18 protein-coding genes are annotated in these 17,621 nt (G+C 68.4%); 9 read left to right on the top strand and 9 right to left on the bottom strand.

The window, feature by feature from the left end:
* Window positions 1-25: 25 nt before the first annotated feature.
* The 7 genes from ACFUEJ_RS13110 to ACFUEJ_RS13080 all read right to left on the bottom strand — a co-directional run bounded on the left by ACFUEJ_RS13110 (window position 26) and on the right by ACFUEJ_RS13080 (window position 7,581).
* Window positions 26-2,224: a glycoside hydrolase family 3 C-terminal domain-containing protein gene (locus ACFUEJ_RS13110; protein WP_311277767.1), complete on the bottom strand. Its 2,199-nt coding sequence runs from the start codon at window positions 2,222-2,224 to the stop codon at window positions 26-28.
* A 30-nt stretch (window positions 2,225-2,254) separates the two neighbouring features.
* Window positions 2,255-2,776 (bottom strand): hypothetical protein, encoded by a 522-nt coding sequence (locus ACFUEJ_RS13105; protein ID WP_165630632.1) that lies wholly within the window; start codon window positions 2,774-2,776, stop codon window positions 2,255-2,257.
* A gap of 154 nt (window positions 2,777-2,930) precedes the next feature.
* A complete protein-coding gene (locus tag ACFUEJ_RS13100) occupies window positions 2,931-3,734 on the bottom strand; it encodes a tyrosine-protein phosphatase (protein WP_311277768.1) in 804 nt (267 codons plus the stop codon).
* 28 nt (window positions 3,735-3,762) lie between these two features.
* The gene (locus tag ACFUEJ_RS13095) at window positions 3,763-4,788 is read right to left on the bottom strand and encodes an alpha/beta hydrolase family protein (protein ID WP_065630131.1); all 1,026 of its coding nucleotides are present in this window, start codon (window positions 4,786-4,788) and stop codon (window positions 3,763-3,765) included.
* A gap of 363 nt (window positions 4,789-5,151) precedes the next feature.
* Window positions 5,152-6,078 carry an MSMEG_6728 family protein gene (locus ACFUEJ_RS13090; protein WP_311277769.1) on the bottom strand — a complete coding sequence of 309 codons (927 nt, stop codon included), beginning with the start codon at window positions 6,076-6,078 and terminating at the stop codon, window positions 5,152-5,154.
* A 399-nt stretch (window positions 6,079-6,477) separates the two neighbouring features.
* Entirely contained in the window at window positions 6,478-7,137 is a 660-nt protein-coding gene (locus ACFUEJ_RS13085; protein ID WP_311277770.1) for a DsbA family oxidoreductase, read from the bottom strand.
* Window positions 7,138-7,182: 45 nt separating this feature from the next.
* Window positions 7,183-7,581: a helix-turn-helix domain-containing protein gene (locus ACFUEJ_RS13080; protein WP_083207299.1), complete on the bottom strand. Its 399-nt coding sequence runs from the start codon at window positions 7,579-7,581 to the stop codon at window positions 7,183-7,185.
* Window positions 7,582-7,607: 26 nt separating this feature from the next.
* Between ACFUEJ_RS13080 and ACFUEJ_RS13075 the strand changes: the two genes are divergently transcribed.
* Complete coding sequence (locus tag ACFUEJ_RS13075; RefSeq protein ID WP_065630129.1) at window positions 7,608-8,009, top strand: VOC family protein; 402 nt, start codon at window positions 7,608-7,610, stop codon at window positions 8,007-8,009.
* Between the two features lie 51 nt (window positions 8,010-8,060).
* Here ACFUEJ_RS13075 and groL read toward each other — a convergent pair whose 3' ends face one another.
* A complete protein-coding gene (gene groL, locus ACFUEJ_RS13070) occupies window positions 8,061-9,686 on the bottom strand; it encodes a chaperonin GroEL (protein WP_065630128.1) in 1,626 nt (541 codons plus the stop codon).
* A 232-nt stretch (window positions 9,687-9,918) separates the two neighbouring features.
* On the opposite strand from groL, the gene ACFUEJ_RS13065 reads away from it, so the two are divergent.
* The 6 genes from ACFUEJ_RS13065 (at window position 9,919) to ACFUEJ_RS13040 (ending at window position 14,782) form a co-directional block, all read left to right on the top strand.
* Window positions 9,919-10,824 (top strand): TIGR03621 family F420-dependent LLM class oxidoreductase, encoded by a 906-nt coding sequence (locus ACFUEJ_RS13065; protein ID WP_311277771.1) that lies wholly within the window; start codon window positions 9,919-9,921, stop codon window positions 10,822-10,824.
* A gap of 71 nt (window positions 10,825-10,895) precedes the next feature.
* Window positions 10,896-11,531 (top strand): DUF4178 domain-containing protein, encoded by a 636-nt coding sequence (locus ACFUEJ_RS13060; protein ID WP_068970516.1) that lies wholly within the window; start codon window positions 10,896-10,898, stop codon window positions 11,529-11,531.
* Between the two features lie 59 nt (window positions 11,532-11,590).
* Window positions 11,591-12,139 (top strand): DUF2617 family protein, encoded by a 549-nt coding sequence (locus ACFUEJ_RS13055; protein ID WP_068970517.1) that lies wholly within the window; start codon window positions 11,591-11,593, stop codon window positions 12,137-12,139.
* A complete protein-coding gene (locus ACFUEJ_RS13050) occupies window positions 12,136-12,669 on the top strand; it encodes a DUF4247 domain-containing protein (protein WP_137808566.1) in 534 nt (177 codons plus the stop codon). Before ACFUEJ_RS13055 ends, ACFUEJ_RS13050 begins: the two co-directional genes overlap by 4 nt.
* Window positions 12,670-12,726: 57 nt before the next feature.
* Window positions 12,727-13,152 carry a DUF350 domain-containing protein gene (locus ACFUEJ_RS13045; RefSeq protein ID WP_068970523.1) on the top strand — a complete coding sequence of 142 codons (426 nt, stop codon included), beginning with the start codon at window positions 12,727-12,729 and terminating at the stop codon, window positions 13,150-13,152.
* A gap of 100 nt (window positions 13,153-13,252) precedes the next feature.
* On the top strand, window positions 13,253-14,782 hold the full coding sequence (locus tag ACFUEJ_RS13040; RefSeq protein WP_159371808.1) for a polyamine aminopropyltransferase: 1,530 nt from the start codon (window positions 13,253-13,255) through the stop codon (window positions 14,780-14,782).
* Here the strand turns inward: ACFUEJ_RS13040 and ACFUEJ_RS13035 are convergent.
* Complete coding sequence (locus ACFUEJ_RS13035) at window positions 14,776-15,726, bottom strand: SDR family NAD(P)-dependent oxidoreductase (protein ID WP_311277772.1); 951 nt, start codon at window positions 15,724-15,726, stop codon at window positions 14,776-14,778. The two genes, ACFUEJ_RS13040 and ACFUEJ_RS13035, sit on opposite strands and share 7 nt — an antisense overlap.
* Window positions 15,727-15,807: 81 nt before the next feature.
* On the opposite strand from ACFUEJ_RS13035, the gene ACFUEJ_RS13030 reads away from it, so the two are divergent.
* Together ACFUEJ_RS13030 and ACFUEJ_RS13025 are read left to right on the top strand one after the other, a co-directional pair.
* The gene (locus ACFUEJ_RS13030; RefSeq protein ID WP_159370013.1) at window positions 15,808-16,401 is read left to right on the top strand and encodes a TetR/AcrR family transcriptional regulator; all 594 of its coding nucleotides are present in this window, start codon (window positions 15,808-15,810) and stop codon (window positions 16,399-16,401) included.
* Entirely contained in the window at window positions 16,394-17,584 is a 1,191-nt protein-coding gene (locus ACFUEJ_RS13025) for a histidine kinase (RefSeq protein WP_311277773.1), read from the top strand. The genes ACFUEJ_RS13030 and ACFUEJ_RS13025 overlap by 8 nt, the downstream gene beginning before the upstream one ends.
* Window positions 17,585-17,621: the final 37 nt, after the last annotated feature.

Here is a 17,621-nt window from a genome sequence, read left to right as displayed (position 1 = left end):
CGTGGTGTCGGAGGTACCCGGCCGGTCAGTCCGTGCGTGCCGCCGCGATGATCGCGGCGATGTCCTCGTCCCGCATCCCGAACCCGGCGAGGCGTCCGAGCGGTATCGACGCCATCATCCGTGCCATGTCAACGCCGAGGGCGTCGTCGGAGCTCGCCAGCGGGTTGTCCTCGAACCGGGACGCGAGCGCCTGCGCCGCAGCAGGATTCGCCAGGACCTCGCCGAGGGTCGAGTTCTCGTCGATTGCGAGATGAACCTCGTCGCCCGCGATCTCGACGGTGGTGGTCAGCCGGATGTCCCGACTCGACGCGCCGACGTCCACCCCGTACTCACCCGGTTCGACGACCCAGCGGTCGACGCGGGTGTCCCAGTACGCGAGGTCGTTACGGTCGATCGCGATCGAGATCCTCTGCGACTCACCGGGTTCGAGGTCGCGGGTGGTCGCGAAGCCCGTCAGCTCGCGCGGCGGTCGTCCGACTCGTGAGTCCGGCTTCGACGTGTAGACCTGGACGATGTCACGTCCGGCTCGAGAACCGGTGTTGGTCACCGTCAGCCCGACGACCACTCCGTCGACGCCCGGATCATCCGATGCGACAGACAGATCCGAGTACTCGAAGGTCGTGTAGGACAATCCGTGCCCGAACGGGTAGGCGACCTCGATGTCCCGGGCGTCGTACCAGCGGTAGCCGACGAAAATGCCCTCGCCGTAGCGGATGTGCGAGTTCTCGTTCGGGAAATTCAGGTATGCCGGGGTGTCCTGCAACCTGACCGGCACGGTCTCGGTGAGCCGACCCGACGGGTTGACGACCCCGAAGAGCACGTCGGCGATGGCCCCGCCCCCGGCCTGGCCGAGGAGCGCGCCGTCGAGGATTGCCGGGGCCGCGGCGATCGATCCGAGGCGGAGGACGCCTCCGTGAGCGAGCACGACGACCGTTCGCGGTTGCACCGCCAGGATCGCGGTCAGCAACTCGACCTGGTCCGCCGGCCGTTCGATGTCGTCGCGGTCGAAGCCCTCCGACTCCTGTGCGGCCGCCAGTCCCAGGAACAGCACGGCGGCATCGGCGCCCGCCGCCGCGGCGAACGCGCCCGCCGTATCCACCCGCGAGCCGTCGGTGCTGAAACCCGGGGCGTAGGTCACCGTGCCGCCGGCTGCCCGGATCTCGTCCACCGGTACGTCGAGGCGCGTCGGGTTCACGTGCGAACTGCCGCCGCCCTGATAACGGGGGTCGTGCGCGAACGAGCCGACGACCGCGACGGAGCGTCCGGGGCTCAACGGGAGCAGATCGCCGTCGTTCTTGAGCAGGACGATGGACCGTGATGCGGCCTCGCGCGCGAGTCGGTGGTGGAGATCGAAGTCGACGACGGACCGGTTCGCCCGGCCCGCGGCGGCCCGCTCCGCGAGTTCCCGGACCGCCCGGGCCGACCGGTCCAGCGCCGCCTCGTCGAGGGTTCCGTTCCGGACCGCGTCCACGACCTGCGCGTCGGTGCGGTCCCCCGGGCCGGGCATCTCGAGATCCAGGCCGGCGGCGACCGCCCGAACGCGGTCGGCGACCGCACCCCAGTCGGAGACCACCACGCCGTCGTAGCCCCACTCACCCCGCAACAAGTCGGTGAGGAGCCACCGGTTCTCCGCCGCGTACGTGCCGTTGATGCGGTTGTAGGAGCACATCACGGTCCACGGGTTCGCCGTGCGGATGATGTGCGCGAAGGCGCGGAGGTAGATCTCCCGCATCGGGCGCGGGTCGACGTCCGAACTCGACCGCATCCGGTCGTCCTCGGCGTTGTTCAGCGCGAAGTGTTTGAGCGACGTGCCGACCCCGATGCTCTGTACGCCGCTCACCCACGCCGCGCCGAGCCGGCCCGTGACGAACGTATCCTCGGAGAAGTACTCGAAATTGCGGCCGCACCGGGGATCTCGCTTGATGTTCACGCCCGGGCCGAGCATCACGTCGACGTCGAGACCGCGTGCCTCGCGTCCGAGCGCTTCGCCGACACGACGGATCAGCCCGGTGTCCCAACTCTGGCCGAGTCCGACCGCGGGCGGGAAGCAGGTGGCGGGTTCGCTGCCGGCGAGGCCGAGGTGGTCGGCGGCGCCGGTCTGTTTCCGGACCCCGTGCGGACCGTCGGTGAGTGTCAGCGCGGGAACGGAACCGACCGATTTGGTGGTCCAGAAATCGGCGCCGCTGCCCAGCGCGGCCTTCTCGGTCAAGCTGAATTCACTCACTCCAAGACACTACCGACGATCGTCGGGCGGTCAGCTCGCTCCCGGGCAGTTCACGGTGTAGTCCCACTCCGTGTTCCGGTCCGGCCCGGTCACTCGCACCACGACCGAGGTGTCGCCACCGGGTGGCACCGTGATCCGGACACTGCCGGTTCCCTGGTTGATGTCGTCTCCGACGTAACCGGTGTTGTAGATCTGCCGGCCACCGTAGAACACGCGGATCTCGTCCGGGATGTCGTAGGTGTCGTAGTTCAGCGTGAAGCTCGTCGGGCCTCGCAGGCCGAGGATGTGCCGGGTCTCGGTGACACCGTAGCCGCCGGACTTGGTCTCGGAGTTGCACCGCTGGGTCGACGGCGGAGCCTGATTGCCCCCGAGACTCCCGAAATAGTCGAGGCCGCCCAGACCGTATTCCTCGAGACTGCCCCCGTCGACGCTTCCGCCGTCGAGGCTCCCGGACTCGAGTGGCGCGGCATCGGCGATCGCGGCCGGGACGACCGCAGCGGTCGCCGTCGCGGCCAGGATGAGGGCAGCTCGAACGAAAATGGTTGTGCGCATCGATTTCTCCGGCAGTCGAGTCGTTTCGGGGGTGGTTCCGACGCTAACGCGACCTGCCATCCGCGGATATCCCCTCATCGGGTGAAAGCACGACGACCAGATGACACCCGTGCGGGTGACACCTCGCTGCCACAGCGTCTCGGGCGGCCAGCCCCTACGTCAGATATCGGTCCCGGAGCGCCTTCTGGTCCGCGGCACCCAGACCCAACGCCTCGCCGAAGTAACCCTCGATTCCGCCGTACCGCTTGTCCACCTCGCCGAACGCGGCGTCGAGATAGCCGGAGTCGACGCCCAGCACGCCGACGAGCAGCTCGGGATCGCCCCCGGCGGCGGCGAACCCGTCGAAGATGGGTGTGAGCGACGGGATCAGACGTTCATTGGTGAGCAGGTAGTCGCGATAGACGTCGTCCTTCGGCACCCCGAGCAGTGTCAGCAGAGACGCTGCGGCCCAACCTGTTCGGTCCTTGCCGGTGGTGCAGTGCATGAGGGCCGGCGTCGAGCCGTCGATCAGTCCACGAAACAGCTGCGTGTACGACGCCGTCGCACTGGGCAGGGTGATCATCTCGCGATAGGTCCCGGAGATCATCTCGCGCGCCTTGCCGCCGGACAGCATCTCGTCGGCCTGCGCGACGACGGCGGGATCGGCGAGGACAGCACCGATGTTGGCGGGAATCGACATCTGCGCATCGGCGAGGACATCGAGTGCGATGTTCGACGCGCCGGGCAGGACGGGGTCGGGGATGGCCTCGCTCTCGTGCGCCGATCTCAGGTCGTAGACGGTCTTCAGGCCGAGCGACTCGAGCGCGGAGACGTCGGCGGCGTCGAGCGCGGAGAAATCCGTGGACCGGTACAGCACGCCGGATCGAACCGTCTGCCCGTCCCCGGTCCGCCAGCCGCCGAGATCGCGGAGGTTGGGCATGCTGGAGATGGGGCTGGGCGCGCCGGGGGTCGCAGTCACGGTCACATCGTGACAGATTGTGCGGCGGTCAGTCGGTGAGCGCGCTTTCGAGCATCGGCCACGACTTCACGAGCTGGTCCTGCCAGTAGGGCCAGGCGTGCGTCCCCGGTGCATAGTCGACGGTCGCGGGAATGCCGAGTTGCTTGAGTCGACGATCGAGATTGAGCGTGCACTGGTGGGTGGCGGCCTCGATGGCGCCGCCGACCGCGATCTGGTCGATGTAGATCGTGGTCTTCCCGTCGATTCCCTGGCCCTGCAACCGGTCGTGCGGTCCGGGGACCCCCGTGCCGGTGCTGATGTAGATCGCCTTGCCGCGCAGCTTGTAGGCGTTGACGACCGGGTCGTGCGCCCGCCACCCCGGGGAGCCGACCGGGCCCCAGATGTTGGCGATGTCGCCACCGCCGCGTCCTTCGACGACCGCGCGGATGGCGAGCCGGCCGAGATTCGTACTCGTCTCCGCACAACCGCTGTAGGAGGCGACCGCGCGGTAGAGCTGAGGTGCGGCTTGGGCAAGACTCAACGACGACGTTCCCGCCATGGAGATCCCCGCGATCGCATTCACGCCGGTGGTGTTCAGCTTCCGATCGATGAGCGGCGGTAATTCGCTGGTCAGAAACGTTGTCCATTTGTTTCGCCCCAGCACCGGGTCGACTTTCACCCAGTCGGTGTAATAGCTGTACGCACCGCGCATCGGCACGACGACATTCACATTCTTGTCGGCGACGAAATCAACGATGTCGGTTTGCTCGAACCAGTGTCCGGTGCCCTCGCCGCCACCCGCGCCATTCAGCAGATACAGCGTCGGTCGGGGCACCGAGCGGTCGGCGGGCACGAGAACCCGGACCGGTACGTGACGTTTCATCGACGGCGAATACACCGACAGGTCCAGGACCCGGCCATCGGCGACAGCGCGGGCCAGCGCCTTCGCCCGGGACGAGGAATCTCCCGAGTCGGCGCCGGCGAACGACGGAACAGCAAGCGCGACAACGAGTACAACGATCGAGACCGTTGTGGCGACCAGGCGTCGGCGGAACAGACCACCCACTGCGGACATCACAGTCCCTTCACATCACTACATGCTCACATCACTACCGCGCCGCCGTCTCGACAACGGAATTCACACACGCAGATATCGATCCGAATACGTTTCACCATACGCACCGGAGACGGCCCCGTCCGGATTACCACGGCCGGGGGTCATCGCTGTTCACCTTGCGATTGCGCGCACCATGGTCATTATTGGAGGCGATTTCACGATGACTGATCCCGACCGGTCGAGACGTCGTGCTCCTGAACAGCCGATCTCGTGCGAGCGAGCCGGCCGTGATCGTCTCTGCCGTCGAAAAACGACCGGCCACTTCGAAAGGCGCCGGGAACGCATTCACCGACCACCCGGTGCCAGATTCGGCCGATCGGACTACAACCGGACCGCCTCTGATCGCACCGACACCGGAAACAGCATTCGTGGATTCTGGAGCAGCGCCGGCGGGGCGACGGCCGACCGCTCGAGCGTGCCGGTCCAGCGGACCCGACGCCGATGCGGGGTGAGCGCCCTGCCTCGGCGGGAGAACTCGTACTCGCCGATCAACGTCCCCAGGGGCAGCACGTCCGGATCGGTGGGGTCGACGACGGCGACCTCGTCCCCCACCCGCAGATCGGAGACGAACGATGCGAGCACGCGGAGGTCCTTGCCCGGCCGCCGCCCGGGACTTCGCTCCTTCAGCAACACGCGCAGGCCGGTCTCGGTGCCCACCGAGGCGTCGGTGTCGATGCCGGATTCGACGCCCAATCCGACGATCTGCCGGCGTCGGAACTGAGCGAACTGTTCGTCGGATCCGGCCCGGATGATCCACACGGTGCGGGTCGGTTCGTCCAGATCGTGCGCGTCGGTGGCCGGCGGATCCGGCCAGAAGTACGGCATCTCGTCGTCAATGTCGACGTCGTGGAACACGGAGCCGTAGAAGTCCGGCGCCTTGCGGAGCAGCGCCGAACGGTGACTGCGATGGAGTCGCTCGTCGCCGAGCCACGCGGGCATCAGACCCTGCGCGGTCAGCTCGGCTTGGGACGCACCCACCACCTCGGGCGCGAACTCGGCGATCATCGGAGCAGTGGTGTCTGCACGACCGCCGCCGGTCCACACGTCGACGAAAGCGAGCCCGTAGGCGACCAACGCCGGGGTGTGCCCGCGCCACATCGTGACCGCGGGATGGCTGGCCCAGCCGTAATCGAAGAGTTCGAGCGCCCGCAGGATCTGCAACGTCTCCACGCGCTGCTTACCGAGGCGCGCGGGGTCCAGGACCTCGGCAGATCGTCGAAAGTCCGGGTAGGGCAGGAACGTCTGCATGGCGCTCGCATACCCACTTCGGACGGGCGCTCACACCCGGCGGAGCCGCGCGGCGCCGAACTCAGAGTTGTCAGCTGCTACCGAAGATCGGCGATCCCGGCCCCGGCGTCACACCAGGACCGGCTCAACCAGCGGCGGGTGCGACCTACTGCCGCGCAGCGTGGACCGAGGTCACCTCGGTGGCTTCGACTCGGCTCAACCAGCGGTGGGTGCGATCTTCTGCCGCGCAGCGTCAGCCGAAGCCCGCGATGGCCTCGAGGAGGTGATCGACGCTCGGACTTCGGGGCTCAGTCGGATGCGGAGTCCGACGCGTCGGTCCCGACCTCCGGCACCGCACACACGCCGTCGACGCAGACGGCCGCGTCGTCGTCGCCGATCATCTCGAAGGGCACCACCGGGTCAGACACGGTCGGACTCCTCTGCGCGGACCTTGTCGAGGGCCTGCGCGAAGGTTTCCGGCGCCTGGGCTCCGGAGATACCGTACTTGCCGTTGATCACGAAGAAGGGAACCCCGCTGATCCCGTATGCACGGGCCTGGTCGATGTCGGCTTCTACGGCCGCGGCGTACTCGCCCGACTCGAGCGCGGCGAGCACGGCGTCGCGCTCGAGACCGACATCGGCCGCCAGATCGGCGAGTTCGTCGGCGCGGCCGATGTGGCGCCCCTGCTCGAAGTACGCCTGGAACAGACGCTCGGCCAGATCCGCCTGCCGGCCATGCGCTTTCGCGAAGTGCAGGGCCTCATGCGCTTTCAGGGTCTTGGTGTGCTGCAGCCGGTCGAAGTCGTAGTCGAGACCGACCTCGGCGGCGATCCCGCGGACCTGGTCGAGCATCCCCCGGACCTGATCGGCCGGCATGCCCTTGTGCCGGACGAGGAAGTCGACCTCTGAACCGTCGAAGTCGACCGGCGTATCCGGTGCGAGCTCGAAGCTGTGGTAGGTCACCTCGACGTCGTCGCGTCCGTCGAACTCGGCGAGGCCCGCCTCGAACTTCCGTTTGCCGATGTAGCACCAGGGGCAGGCGATGTCGGACCAGATGTCGACGGTGATGGGAGCGCTCATTGCCCTCTCAACACCTCGCGGATCGAGAACGTTCCCGGGAGTGCCTCACATGCGATCAGCCGACCCGCGCGCGTCGAGCAGGTCGTCGAGATGCGTTCGCGACCAGTCGCACAGGCCGTGGACCGTCGTGACGAGGTCGCGGCCGGCGTCGGTCAGCGTGTAGTCCACCCGTGGGTTGGCGGTGCGATGGTCGTGCCGATGGATCAGGCCGTGCGTCTCGAGGTCACGCAGCGTCTGGGTGAGCACCTTGTCGCTGATCGTCCCGATCGACCGCTTCAACTCGCGAAACCGGCGGGGTCGCTGCCGGATCTCCTCGAGGACGGTCAGACCCCATTTCGTCGACACGACGCTGAACACCGACCGCGCGAGTTGTCGGGCGCGCTCTTCGGCCCCGGACGACGGCGCGGCGTCCCCGCTCACCTCGAAGTGCGTACTGCCGCTCATCCGCCTGCGCTCCTAGCGTGGGGTCGATGCGAGTGCTGAAGACCTACGCCAGGATATTCGTCGCCGACCTCGACGAGTCTCTACCGCTGTACGAGACGATCGTCGGCGCATCCGCCGATCTGCGGTTCACCTTCGAGAAGGCCGAACTCGCCGCCGTCGGAAACTTCCTCCTCATCGCGGGAGCCGACGACGACGTCGAGGCCTACCGGTCGACCGTCGGACCGGTCATCGTCGACGATCTAGACGCCTTGATCTCGCAGGTCAGTGGCGAAGCCGGGGCCGAGGTCATCGGCGAATCCGAGAGCACGACAGGACGATTCGCCTACCTTCGCCATACCGACGGTGCGGTCCTCGAGTATGTCCAGTGGTCGCGGGAAGTCGCCGAAGCCGTGCTCGGAACGCCGAAGGCCGGCCCCCCGCTCGGGTGACCGGCCTTCGGTTGGTGCTGCGTGAGTGGACGCAGGGATCTGATCAGGAGATCAGAAGCCCATCCCGCCCATCTCGTCGCCACCCGGCATGGCCGGTGCGGCGTTCTTCTCGGGCTTGTCGGCGACGACGGCCTCGGTGGTGAGGAACAGAGCCGCGATCGAGGCTGCGTTCTGCAGCGCCGAGCGGGTGACCTTCACCGGGTCGTTGATGCCGGCCTTGAGCAGGTCCTCGTACACACCGGTGGCGGCGTTGAGGCCGGTGCCGGTGGGCGAGTTGAGGACCTTGTCGGCGACGACGCCCGGCTCGAGGCCGGCGTTGATCGCGATCTGCTTGGCCGGAGCCGACAGGGCGACCTTGACGATGTTGGCGCCGGTGGCCTCGTCACCCTCGAGCGAGAGTGCGTCGATGGCCGGCTCCGACTGCAGCAGGGCCACGCCACCGCCGGCGACGATGCCCTCTTCGACGGCAGCCTTCGCGTTGCGGACGGCGTCCTCGATGCGGTGCTTGCGCTCCTTGAGCTCGACCTCGGTGGCCGCGCCCGCCTTGATGACCGCAACACCGCCGGCCAGCTTGGCCAGACGCTCCTGCAGCTTCTCACGGTCGTAGTCGGAGTCGCTGTTCTCGATCTCGCCGCGGATCTGGGCGACACGACCGGCGATGGCGTCGGGATCGCCCGAGCCCTCGACGATGGTGGTCTCGTCCTTGGTCACGACGACCTTGCGAGCGGTACCGAGCAGCTCGATGCCCGCGCCCTCGAGCGAGAGGCCGACCTCTTCGCTGATGACCTCGCCACCGGTGAGGATGGCGATGTCGGCCAGCATGGCCTTGCGGCGGTCACCGAAGCCCGGGGCCTTGACGGCGACGGACTTGAAGGTGCCCTTGAGCTTGTTGACGACAAGGGTCGAGAGAGCTTCGCCCTCGACGTCCTCGGCGATGATCAGCAGCGGCTTGCCGGCCTGGATGACCTTCTCCAGCAGCGGCAGCAGGTCCTTGATGGTCGAGACCTTGCCCGAGACCAGCAGGATGTACGGGTCGTCGAGGACGGCTTCCTGGCGGTCGGCGTCGGTGACGAAGTAACCCGAGATGTAGCCCTTGTCGAAGCGCATGCCCTCGGTGAGCTCGAGCTGCAGGCCGAAGGTGTTGGACTCCTCGACCGTGATGACGCCTTCCTTGCCGACCTTGTCCATCGCCTCGGCGATGAGCTCGCCGATCGAGGCGTCGCCGGCCGAGATACCGGCGGTGGCAGCGATCTGCTCCTTGGTCTCGACCTCCTTGGCGCTCTTCAGCAGCGACTCGGTGACGGCCTCGACGGCCTTCTCGATGCCGCGCTTCAGACCCAGCGGGTTGGCGCCGGCGGCGACGTTGCGCAGACCCTCACGGACGAGAGCCTGGGCGAGAACGGTGGCGGTGGTGGTGCCGTCGCCCGCGACATCGTCGGTCTTCTTGGCGACTTCCTTGACCAGCTCGGCGCCGATCTTCTCGTACGGGTCCTCCAGCTCGATCTCCTTGGCGATGGACACACCATCGTTGGTGATCGTGGGGGCGCCCCACTTCTTCTCCAGGACGACGTTGCGACCCTTGGGTCCCAACGTCACCTTGACGGCGTCGGCAAGGCTGTTGAGGCCCCGCTCGAGGCCGCGACGGGCCTCTTCGTCGAACGCAATTTGCTTGGCCATGGGTAAGTGATCCTCCGAAGGGGGTGACACTAGGTTCGTATGGCCGGAACTCGGTGCCCGCGACGGACGACCGGTGTGTCATTCGGTACCGGCCTCACCGTCCCGACCTGGCACTCACAGCTCGCGAGTGCCAACCTCGTTTTTAGCACTCGACCAGTGCGAGTGCAAGGCTGGTTCAGGTGTCCCCGTCGGCGGCGTGGTCGGCCGCCGCGACGCTGACTACGTTGAGGACATGTCACTCGCCTCCAGGGAGTTCAGGTTCGGGGTCAACATGCTCGCGGCCGACACCGCGTCGTCGTGGCAGACGCGTGCCCGATCGGTCGAGGAACTCGGCTGCGACGTCCTGCTCGTCCCCGACCACCTGGGCATCCCGAGCCCGTGGCCGGCACTGGCCGTCGCGGCCACCGCGACGCAGCGCCTGCGCGTCGGCCCGTTCGTCCTCAACGCCGCGTTCACCAACCCCGCGCTGCTCGCCCGGGACGCCGCCACCGTCGACCGGTTGTCCGACGGCCGCGTGGAACTCGGACTGGGCACCGGCTACGCCCGGGAGGAGTTCGACGCAGCCGGGATCGAATACCGGTCCGCGGGCCGGCGCGTCGATCACCTGTCGGCGACCGCCGCCCGCGTGACAGAGCTGCTCGCCGACGAGGATCATCAGCCCCGACCCGTGCAGCCGAGGATTCCGCTCCTGCTCGCCGGCAACGGCGACCGCGTGCTGACGATGGCCGCCGGACACGCCGACATCGTCGGCTTCACCGCGGCCCGAACGGGACCCGACGGCGATCTGGAACCGCTGTCCGCCGGCGATTTCGACGAACGGGTGGCCTTCGCACGCGCCGCCGCCGGGGACCGCGCCGTCGAGGTGGAGTGGAATCTCCTGCTACAGATCGTCACCGTGACCGATGATCCGACGGCGGTGGCCGACGAGCTCATCGCGAAGCACGAACTGTCGATGAGCGCCCAGGAGTTCCTGGGCCTGCCGTCGGTGCTCATCGGATCGGTCTCCGACATCGCCGCCCGCCTCGTCGACCTCCGGGAGCGGACCGGGATCAGCTATCTCACCGTGCTCGAACCCGCGCTCGAGGTGTTCGCCCCGGTGATCGCGGAGCTGCGCGCCGTCGACGCCGGAGGGCGGTGAGGCGGTCACGGTCATTCGCACCCCCGACGACCGACGTCCCGCAAGCTGCCGGTCGACTAGGGTCTACAACCGTGGAATTCCTGCTGATCATCATCGTGGCGCTGCTGGCGATCATCGCGGTGGTCGTCATCTTCAACTTCCTGGGCAATCGGCGGGCCCGGCAGGCCGAGCAGGACGCCCTGCGTGAGCGGACCTATCGCCCCGGCGATCCGTTCTCGTCGGCCGACGACGATTCCGTCTACGGCGACCCCCGCGATCTCAAACCCGGCGATCTCGTCGAACTGCGCGGTCAGACCTACGCGGTCCGGGGCACCCTGCGCCTGACGCAGGACGGCTACACCTGGACCGAGAACTTCCTCGACACCGGTGTCGGGTCCAAGGCCTGGATCTCGGTCGAGGACGATCCCGACCTCGAGGTCGTGCTGTGGCACGAGGTACCCGGTGCCGCCGTCACCCCCGGCCCCGACACCGTGGAGCTCGAGGGGCGTCGATACCAGTCGGAGGAGGCGGGCTCGGCGCGTTTCACCTCCGCGGGGACCACCGGCGTCGCGACCTCGGGCCGGATGGCCTATCACGACTACCAGGCCGGCGACGACCGTCTGTCCTTCGAGGACTACGGCAGCGGCTGGGAATGCGCCCGCGGCGAACTGTTGTCCCGCGCGGACTACCGCATCTACCCCACCAACCCGGCTCCGGAAACACCCTGACGGCGGCCCCGACGCCCGCCCATCCACACGACGCCCTGAGCACGGAGACCCCACACCGCATGACCGAGAATTCCGAACATCCCGGCGACCCCGCCGCGCAACTCGCGGTGGCCTACGCCGACACCAGCGCGAGCCAGCTCGGCTTCTCGCTGAGCGCACCCTTGCAGGAGCCCCTGGCACAAGAGGATCGCGAGATCGACGGCATCACGGTGTCGGTGCGGTTGCTCGGCGCGAGCCATCAGGTACTCGTCGAGGACGGGGTGCAGCGGATCTGCGAGACCGTCGCCTGCCTGCCGGAGGTGACCTCGGCACTGCCGGAGAGTTTCCAGGAGAGCGGTTACTACTTCAGTTCCCGTGTGGAACAGGTGAATCCCGACCAGCTCGCCGCCCTCGTCGAACAGCTGAGCGCCCGCGTCACCGAACAGCTGGCCACCGGACACCCGTGCGTGATGGGACGGTTCCCGGGGGAGCCGCACGCCGTCACCGCGATCGTGTCGGAGTCCACCGATGACTCCATCAGCTGGCACACCTGGCACACCTATCCCAAGGCCGCCGAGGTCGTGATCACCTCCAGCAGGATCGACCGCGGTCCGGTGGCCCGTCCATGACCGGGCAACCACCGCCCGGCGGCCCGCCGGACCCACGCCGTCGTCTGAACAAGACCCGCAACATCATCATCGGCGTGATCGTCGTGCTCACCATCTTCGCGCTGATCGGTGCGTGCACCGCGCGAGTTGCCCGTGGCGGCGGAATCGGCGGGTCGGCGCGCGACTACATCACGCAGAACTACGAGCGCGACACCTCCCTCGACGAGGGCGACGTCGACGCCTATGTCGCCGACGGGACACCGGAGCAGGTCGCGGCCGAGATCCGCGACGCCGAACGTCCCAGCGACCAGCGGAGCGGCGCCGCCGGCGCGGGCAACATCGCCGGCACGCAGTTCCTCCAATACCCCGACTACCTCGTCGGCCTGTTCCCGCTGGCGGCCGGCGCCACCCGGGTGATGCTCAGCCGGGATTACCGGTCGGGGTATCACCACTACCACCCCTACGTCGGCGCGTTCTGGGTCCCGACCCCCCGCTATGCGGGTAGCGGCAGCGGAAACCGCGGCGGCGGGAGCGGTGGTGGCGGTAAATGATCGTCGTCCGTCCGGCACGTGCCATCGAATTCGTCCGACCAACCAACGGAGAAGACCATGCTCGCTGATATCGCTGAGAACGCCTACGCTGCAGGCGCTTACGCCGGTGTCGGCGTGATCCTGATGATCGTCTCGTTCGGCATCCTCGACCTGCTCACGCCCGGGAAGCTCCGTTCGCAGCTGTGGACGGACCGCAACCGCAACGCCGGCATCCTGGTGGGTTCCAACATGCTCGCCGTCGCCGTGATCGTCACCGCCGCCATCGTCGCGAGCGAGGGACGACTGCTCGAGGGGCTCACCTACACCGCGGTGTACTCGGCGATCGGCCTGGTCGTGATGGCGGTGACCTTCCTCGTCATCGACCTGCTGACCCCCGGCAATCTCGGCGAGTTGCTGGTCCACCCGGAGAGCCACCCGGCGGTGTGGGTGCAGGGCGTCGCACACATCGGGGTGTCGATCATCGTGGCCGCCTCCATCCTGTGACCGGGTTCCCGCACTCCCCCGTTTGTCCGTGACCGGTCACGACTCCGCTGCCGCCGATGCCGAACCGGTGACGACCGAACCCGTTCCGGACGTGCTGGCGATGCGACCGCGATTCGCCCGCGCCGGACTGCTGGCCGTCGTCTTCGTCTGCGCCGCCTGCGGGTTGGTGTACGAGCTCGCGCTGGTCTCGCTCGGCTCGTTCCTGATCGGCAACACCGCGACGCAGGCGTCGATCGTCCTCGCGGTCATGGTCTTCGCGATGGGCATCGGGTCACTCGCCGCGAAACCGCTCCAGCCACAATCGGTCACGGCCTTCGCGGTCATCGAACTGCTGCTCGCCCTCATCGGCGGATTGTCGGTGATGGCGCTCTACGCGGCGTTCGCCTACCTGGAGTTGTACACGCCCGCCCTCGTCCTGGTGGCCTTCGTGCTCGGCATCCTGATCGGTGCCGAGATCCCGCTGCTGATGGTTCTGCTGCAACGGATTCGACGCCAGGAGGCGGGTTCGGCGGTCGCCGACATGTTCGCGGTCGACTATATCGGCGCCCTCATCGGCGGCCTGTGCTTCCCGTTCCTGTTGCTGCCGTTCTTCGGCCAGTTGCGGGGTGCTCTGGTGGTCGGGCTGGTCAACGCCGCGGCCGGCTGCTTCCTCGTCTTCGTCATCTTCCGCAAGTCGTTGTCGCGCACCCAGATGGGTGTCCTCTCCGCGTCGGCCGTCGCCGTCGTCGCCGTCCTGATCGCCGGCCTGCTGCTGTCCGGCCGCTTCGAGATCACCGCGCGCCAAGCGCTGTACCGCGATCCCATCGTCGCCGCCGAACGTAGTGCGTACCAGGACATCGTCATCACCGAGAACCGTTTCGGCGCAACGGCCGACACCCGCCTGTACCTGAACGGCGACCTGCAGTTCTCCTCGGTCGACGAACATCGCTACCACGAGACGCTGGTGCATCCGGCGATGTCCGGGAACCACGACTCCGTGCTGATCCTCGGCGGCGGTGACGGACTCGCGCTCCGCGAGGTGCTCACCTACCCCGACGCCCGCGACGTCACGCTCGTCGAACTCGACCCGGAAATGATCCGACTCGCCCGGACCGACGAGCGTCTCACCACGTTGAACCGGGGATCGATGACCGACCCCCGAGCCGAGGTGATCGCCGCCGACGCCTTCTCCTGGCTGCGCGGCACCGACCGCCGGTTCGACGTCATCATCGTCGACATGCCCGACCCCGACGACTCGGCCACCGCGAAGCTGTACTCCACCGAGTTCTACGCGATGGTCCGGGCGCATCTCGCCGAGGCGGGCCGCACCGTGGTCCAGGCCGGGTCCCCGTACTTCGCGCCGAAGTCGTTCTGGTGCGTGGCCTCGACCATGCGCGCGGCCGGACTGGACCCGACCCCGTACCACGTCGACGTGCCGGCCTTCGGCGACTGGGGATTCCACCTGGCCGGCGCCGGGGGCAGGGTGACCCCGACCGTGGCGGCGCCCGGCCCCCTCCGGTTCCTCAGTCCCGAACAGTTGGCGGCGGCCACGGTTTTCCCGCTCGACCGGCAGCGACTGGATCTGCCGCCGTCCACCCTGATGGATCCCCGGATCCTGCGGTACGCACAGGGCGAGTGGGCGACCTACTGACGCCGCAACGCCTCCGCGCGCAGATACTCCAGGTGATTCCACAGGTCGCGCTCACGATCGAGGTCATGACTCTCCGCGGATGACTCCGACACCCGCCCGCGATCGATGTAGGCACCGGTAACCGCGTGCGGCACACCGTGAATCGTCTCGGCGAGCCGTCGACCGGCCGTCGGCACCCGATCGAACGGCCCGACCAGGGCCAGACCCGGCAGGACCCATCTGTTCGCAAGACGCTGCGGTGCGCTCGCCGCCCGGGCCAGGTCCGTACCGGGCACGTAACCCGGGTTGTACGAGACGATCTCGACGCCGTCGGGGAGCCGGCGTGCCCACTCGTGGACGAGATGGATGGCCGCCAGTTTGCTCGTCGAGTACGCGGTGCGGCCAGCGGCCGGACTCGAACCCCCGAACGCACCCGGCCGGAACAGGCGTGCCGGGCTCGTCCACCGCGGCGCGGGGACCATCCCGAGGTTGTGCCGGAGATCGCCGAAGTGCGTGTCGCTCACCGTGATGGTGATCCGGGAGCCACGGGTCAGATGTCCGCCGAGCTCACCGATCAGCAGGTGGTTCGCGAGTACGTTGACCGCGAAGGTCGCCTCCAGTCCGTCGGCGGTGACGTGGTCGTCGTCGAGGTACTGGATGCCCGCGTTGCCTGCCAGCCCGCGCAGCGGCGGCAGCGTCGCGTCGTCGAGCATCCGCCGGATCTCCGCCGCCGCCCTCATCGTCCCGGCGGTGTCGGCGAGATCGGTGTCGACGGCGACGACGCGCCCGGCGCCCTCGCCGAAGCCGTCGACGAACCCCGCGGGCCCGCCGCCGCGAGCGAGGACCAGGAGATGACATGACCGGTCCGTCGACACGATGGACCGGGCGGCGACCAGACCGAGCCCGCGGGTGGCTCCCGTCATGACCAGCGTCCAGTCCGGATTCGGGGTGAGTGGTCGAGTCATGTCGACTCCCGCCGCTTGAGTTGACGTTGTCAACACCAGAAGACGCCATTCGGTTGACGATGTCAACTGTAAGGTCGGGTGATGACCACGAGGGCGGAGAGCGCGGCACACACCAGGCAGGCACTGCTGGCCGCGGCGTCGGCACTTCTCGACCGCGGCGGGCCGGAGGCGGTGACCCTACGCGAAGTCGGCAGTGGCGCCGGGGTTTCCCGCTCGGCCGCCTACCGCCATTTCATCGGGAAAGAGGAACTGCTGGCGGCCCTCGCCACCGACGCATGGGCGGTCGTCGCTTACGGTCTCGACGCCATCGCCGCCGACCCGGAACTGTCGCCCGAGGATGCGGTCCGATCGGCGCTGCACGCGCTGTCAGACCTCGGACTGGGCCGGCCGCACCTGTACCGGCTCATGTTCGCGACCCCGGCCGGCACGCCGTCGATCCCCGCAGCGGCACGCGCTCAGGACGGCCTGGTGTCCCTCGTGGGCCGCATCGTCGGCGCCGATGCCGCGCGACACCACGCAGCGCTGCTCTTCGCGGCGGCCCACGGCCTCACCGACCTCGACACCCACGGCCATCTGCCGCCCGACAAGTGGCACGCCGATCGGCACACCCTCATCGACCTCGCCGTGTCGTCGTTGCCGCACACCACGGACGCCGATCGGGGCATCGATGTCTAGCGGCGTGACCATTGCTCTCGTTCTCCTCGGCGTGCTCGCGTGCGTCGGCGCAGTCGCGCTGATCCGCACCCGGCGCGTCGTGCGGACCCCGGCCGAGCGGGCAGTTCATCTGGCGCTGCACACCGCGTCGCTCGCCGCCCGCTCACTGCGCACCGGACTGTCGGCGGAGTCGGCTCGCGAAGCACTGCCGCACCTGCACACCCTGACCGGCGCCGAAGCGGTCGCACTGTACGACGGCGAACCGAGCCGCCTCGCCCACGAGCCGGATGGCGAGGCCATCTGGGACGCCGAGATGCTCGGCCATGCCGACCGTGCGGCGGCGTCCGCGCTGGGTGACCTCCGGCGCGTGCTGCTCACCGACCCCAGCGGCGCCGAGTCGCCCGTGCGCGCGCTGGTGGCCCAGCCGCTCCTCGCCGACGACGTCGGGGTCGGGGTCCTCGTGGTCGCCACCACGCGACGACCCGGACCCGGGATGCTCGGCGCCATCGCCGAAGTCGCGCGGTACGCGTCGAGCCAGATCGAACTCGCCGACCTCGACGCATCCCGCGCACGGCTCAACCGCGCCGAGGTCCTCGCCCTGCGCGCGCAGATCAGTCCGCACTTCATCTACAACGCGCTCAACACCATCGCCTCGTTCGTGCGGACCGACCCCGACCGGGCGCGCGATCTCGTCCTCGACTTCGCCGACTTCACCCGCTACTCGTTCCGGGCCGCCGGCGAATACACCGTGCTGGCCGACGAGCTGCGGAACATCGACCGCTACCTCACCCTCGAACGAGCCCGCTTCGGCAATGCCCTGGACGTCAAACTGCATGTCGCACCGGAGGTCCTGAACGTCGTCGTGCCGTTCCTCGCCTTGCAGCCGCTCGTCGAGAACGCCGTCCGGCACGGTCTCGCGTCGAAGGGCGGCGGCACGATCACCATCGTCGCGGCCGACGAGGGCACCGACTGTGTCATCACGGTCGAGGACGACGGCGTGGGCATGGAACCGGAGCTCCTGCGCAGCGGCGCTCTCGACGCCCTCGACCACAGCGAGGGTGCCCACGTGGGCCTGACCAACGTCGACCACCGGCTCCGCGCCGCGTTCGGCAACGACTACGGCCTCGTCGTCGAGACGGCGGTCGGCGCCGGCACCAAGGTGGGGATGCGTGTCCCGAAGTTCCGCGCGGGCATCCGGGCGTGAAACGCAACGCCGGAGTTCCGGCAGTGCCCGAACTCCA

Origin of the sequence: Gordonia sp. NPDC057258, assembly GCF_042668985.1 — a bacterium.
Lineage (GTDB): Bacteria > Actinomycetota > Actinomycetes > Mycobacteriales > Mycobacteriaceae > Gordonia > Gordonia hongkongensis.
The sequence above is the reverse complement of the archived record's forward strand: the minus strand, read 5'-3'. Positions and strand labels throughout refer to the sequence as shown.